The following is a 4,306-nucleotide window of genomic DNA, read 5'->3' on the forward strand; positions in this document are numbered from 1 at the left end:
CTTTTTATTTATTCATAGAGATATTCTATTTATTAATTGTAATTCCCTTGTTAAGTGGGGAAAATGTGAAATAATGTTAAATTTAATAATTATAGAAGGTATTTATATGTCAAAGTAAAAAGTTTATCGTAAATGAAAATGTGTGGAGGGGTGCTACATGAGAAAGGGAACAAAGGTACTTGTATTTTTAATTCCATTTGCTTTATTATGTGCCTGTGAGAATGAGATTGAAGGTGCTAAAAGTGAAGATGCTAAAAGTGAAGATTCTATAGTGATGGATATTGCTACAGTAGCGGTAAAGGAGGAATCTTCTTTTAGTGCTGCTATAAGAGATGAAAAAGCAAGAATAGTAGATTTAGAGATTGCTGATAGCGAAAATGCTAACGAAATAAAAAAAGAAATTAATAAAAGATTGCAAATTCAAGGTATTATGTCCTATAAAGTAAATATATCTCAAAGAAACAAGGAGATTGTAAATGCAGAACATAGATGGGAGTTAGTTTTTGGACAGATATTTGATGACGTATTCAGGAAGAATGGATATGAAGGGTTTGGGATTCAGCAAATAAATTATAAAAAGAATCAACCTGTTACCATTGATATAAAAACTAAGATTAGCGATGATGAAGTAGGGGCGAGAGAACTTGGACAGAAAATAGAAAAAGAAGTTGAAGGGGTACTTAAAACAGAAGCAGTAAAGAAATGGATTGAAAATGATTCATACGCTATTGGGATTTACGATATAGATGATCGGAAAATTAACTAATTGAGGAATGAATGCTATATGAATATAAAATCGATATAATTAAATAGAAAATTGCTGAAGGAGGTGTAATATGTATAAGTATTTACATATTTTAAACGACATAGAAAATATGATTCAAAATGGAGAAATAAATGAAGGAAAGAAATTACCGTCTATACGGTCACTCGTTACGCAATATGAATGTAATAAGGCGACAGTTATACGTGCGCTTCATGAATTAGAAAAGCGTCATATTATATATTCTGTCCCTCAAAGTGGATATTACGTTGTTAAGAAATCTGGGAGTACCATAGAAAATAACGAGATAATTGATTTTGCTTCCTCAGCACCAGATCCAGATGTTTTCCCATATTTAGATTTTCAACATTGTATTAATAAGGCTATTGATACGTATAAAAATGATTTGTTTGTATATGGAACGCCGAAAGGGTTACCATCTTTAATACCAGTTATTCAAAAACAACTAGCAAATTATCAAGTCTTTACAAAAGAAGAAAATATTTTTATAACATCAGGTGTTCAGCAGGCACTTGCTATATTAACTTCTATACCATTTCCGAATGGAAATGAAACTGTATTAATTGAACAACCAACATATCATCTATATATTGATTATCTAGAAATAAATAAAGTTCCTGTAATCGGTATTAAACGTACGAATGAAGGTATCGATTTGAATGAATTGGAGCAAATATTTCAAACCGGAAAAATAAAATTCTTCTATACGATACCGAGATATCATCATCCGCTTGGAACGTCTTATTCTAAAGATGAGAAAGAAAAAATCACACTATTGGCTAAGAAATACAATGTATTTATAGTGGAAGATGATTATTTAGCAGATTTAGAAACTGATTCAAAAGCAGATCCGTTATATAGCTTGGATAATTGTAGTCATGTCATATATTTGAAAAGTTATTCGAAGATTATTTTTCCAGGTTTACGGGTTGGAGTTGCGGTCATCCCACGATCCATTGCAAATGCTTTCTATACATACAAAAAAATACTAGATATTGATAGTCCGATGATTTCTCAAGCGGCTTTAGAAATTTATATAAAGAGTGGTATGTTTGAACGTCATAAAAGTAAAATTAATTCTTCCTACTACAATAGATCAATAAAACTAGCAGAAACATTAGAAAAAGTGCAAAATGAAAATTCATCATTATTTACATATAATAGACAAAACACACTTGGAATACACACTTGTTTAGAAATGCAGAAAAACATAGTTACAGAAACACTTATACAAAAATTAGGTGACATTCAAATAAGTGTCGATACTATTGATAAGAATTATATGAGGGATTTTCCTAAAGAAAAACTATTAAAATTAAATGTTTCGAATGTAAAAGAAGATAAGATTGAAGAAGGTATTCGTAAAGTAATTGAGGAAATCAAGCAATCAAGACAGTTGGATTTTCAGTTTAGAAAGGAATAATTTGAATTAGGAGGTTTGTTGTGAGATTGTTTTACAATTAGTTACTCCAGATGGAGAAGCCTATATGAGGAAATATGATAGGAAGCATATACCAGAGGTTATAAAGCTGAATAAAATGAAACGATTACGGAGAAAAGTAGCAGTTGTGGCCGGAGCAACTATATATGTAACTGAATAACTATATGTTTTTTAAGAGCACTCTTAGCAAAAAGTGCTCTTTTTCATTAATGTAAATATTTACTTAGCATCTTTTTAAAATGATTTTTATCATAATTTACATATTGCGTAGCTGTATTTCGTATTGAATCTCCCGCGTAAAATCTTTCGTATAATTCGTGTCTTGATCCTAATGGGCTTCCAATAATATCCCAGGCTAACTTAAATAATTTTGTGCGTTGTTCGGCATCTATATTTGTTCCTTTAAAGTGCTTTTTCAATAAATCATCTATTGGACTCTGGAAGTCATTCGAGCTCGAAGGAAGTTGAATGAAACCACCTGCTCCAATTAATTGTAAAATTTCTATTGCACGGGGATAATATTTGGAACCAAGATTCCTTGCAGTTTCGATATATTTAAATTTCGGCAAATAAGTTTTTGTTTCATTTGTAGTACCTTCAACTTCTGCAGCAATTAAAAGTGCGCGAATTGTTTCGATTTGCATAATTAATTCCCCAAGCTTCTCTTGAACATGCAAATAAGTAGTAGCACCGATTGCTTCAGCAATTTCACAAGCAATTGCAGTTATAAATTCTAACTTTACTACTAATCGTACAATTGCTTGGTGATAAGCTAAACTACTAGAAGCTATATCTGACTTTATTGCCCATAACGCTTCAGGGTTGTTATATAGTAAGACACGTTCCCATGGTACAAATACATTATCAAAGATTAATAGTGCATCCATTTCATCGTACTGTGAGCTAAGAGGGGAATCAACTGTAATTGAATGTGTATTCGCAAATGGTTCTCTACAAACCATATGTAATCCAGGAGAATTGGCTGCCACAATGAGAAAGTGAGCTAAATCTTTTTGAGTATCAGTCAGTTTTGCTAATGGATAGATTAATAAATCATTTGAATAAGGAGAAGCAGTACCGATCATTTTAGCACCACTTAAATAAATTCCGTCAGAAGTTTTCTTCGTAACTCTTAGTAATCCTAAGTCATTTGTATTCAACATTGATTCTGTAGATCGATTTATTTGTGGATCACGTTGAACTACGCTTAAGAACAAGTGATTATCTCTCGCTTCTTCATAATAAGATGTAATTTTATCTGGAAACTGTACATCGAATTTTTTATAAAAATATTTTGATACGTACCAGCCGGTAAGTCTCGATCTTGCGTAATCAGATAGTCTACTCATTACACCGTCTGTAGCATAACTCCACGTTTCAAAAGCGGTTCTCCTCATTAATAATTCGTTATAGGAATTCGGAATTAAAAAGGCTGTATGGACAAATTCTTTCGTTTTTGGGCTAACATATCCAATAGAATCTCTTCGTATTGGATCATCAAACAATGAAAATAAATTAGAAATGGTACTTAATGTTCCTGCAAAATGTTTGTCTGTAGTTACATCTACTTTTTGTCCATAGAGCCAAACGTTACGACCATCTTGTAAGCTCTTTATATAGTAATCTTTCAAATTTTGCATATTTCCTCCTTCTAAAGACTATTCATATATTTGGACATCTTTTAATGGGGGGGAATATACGTGGAAAGTTATTACTGCCGAATCTGTAGCATTATACATTTTATGCACAGTATCTTTTTTTACTGTGAAAATATTTCCCTCTGTAAACTCTTCAATCCGCTCGCTATTATTTTCGTACGTTATATTTTGTAGCGTACCATTGACTATTAGTATACATCCTACAGATATTCCGTGATCGTGCACAAAAGTCTTTGCTTTGCTGGGGAAATTTAATACTAAAATCTCTACAAATTCAGACTGATAGATAACGTTCCGTCCGTATTCAAGATTAACTGGTGAAGTAATAAAAGGAGATATTTTATGAAGTGAAATATTTAATGATTGAATAGCGTGTATTAAATTGACCGTATCGTAGTTACATAGGTTATTAAACGTTTTTTG

The 4,306-nt window shown here is 31.7% G+C and carries 4 protein-coding genes; 2 read left to right on the plus strand and 2 right to left on the minus strand.

Annotated features, from left to right (window positions below; translation table 11 throughout):
- Window positions 1–157 precede the first annotated feature (157 nt).
- Together ABWK52_RS18755 and ABWK52_RS18760 are read left to right on the plus strand one after the other, a co-directional pair.
- Window positions 158–766 carry a DUF4030 domain-containing protein gene (locus tag ABWK52_RS18755; RefSeq protein ID WP_098541281.1) on the plus strand — a complete coding sequence of 203 codons (609 nt, stop codon included), beginning with the start codon at window positions 158–160 and terminating at the stop codon, window positions 764–766.
- 70 nt (window positions 767–836) lie between these two features.
- Window positions 837–2,207 carry a PLP-dependent aminotransferase family protein gene (locus ABWK52_RS18760; protein ID WP_098430637.1) on the plus strand — a complete coding sequence of 457 codons (1,371 nt, stop codon included), beginning with the start codon at window positions 837–839 and terminating at the stop codon, window positions 2,205–2,207.
- Between the two features lie 224 nt (window positions 2,208–2,431).
- On the opposite strand, the gene ABWK52_RS18765 is transcribed toward ABWK52_RS18760, so the two are convergent.
- Together ABWK52_RS18765 and ABWK52_RS18770 are read right to left on the minus strand one after the other, a co-directional pair.
- The gene (locus ABWK52_RS18765) at window positions 2,432–3,865 is read right to left on the minus strand and encodes a 4-hydroxyphenylacetate 3-hydroxylase family protein (protein ID WP_001180375.1); all 1,434 of its coding nucleotides are present in this window, start codon (window positions 3,863–3,865) and stop codon (window positions 2,432–2,434) included.
- Window positions 3,866–3,883: 18 nt separating this feature from the next.
- The coding region (locus ABWK52_RS18770; RefSeq protein ID WP_353772069.1) for a cysteine dioxygenase at window positions 3,884–4,306 on the minus strand (423 nt) is incomplete at its 5' end.

It is taken from the genome of Bacillus sp. AP50, assembly GCF_040492675.1.
Lineage (GTDB): Bacteria > Bacillota > Bacilli > Bacillales > Bacillaceae_G > Bacillus_A > Bacillus_A cereus.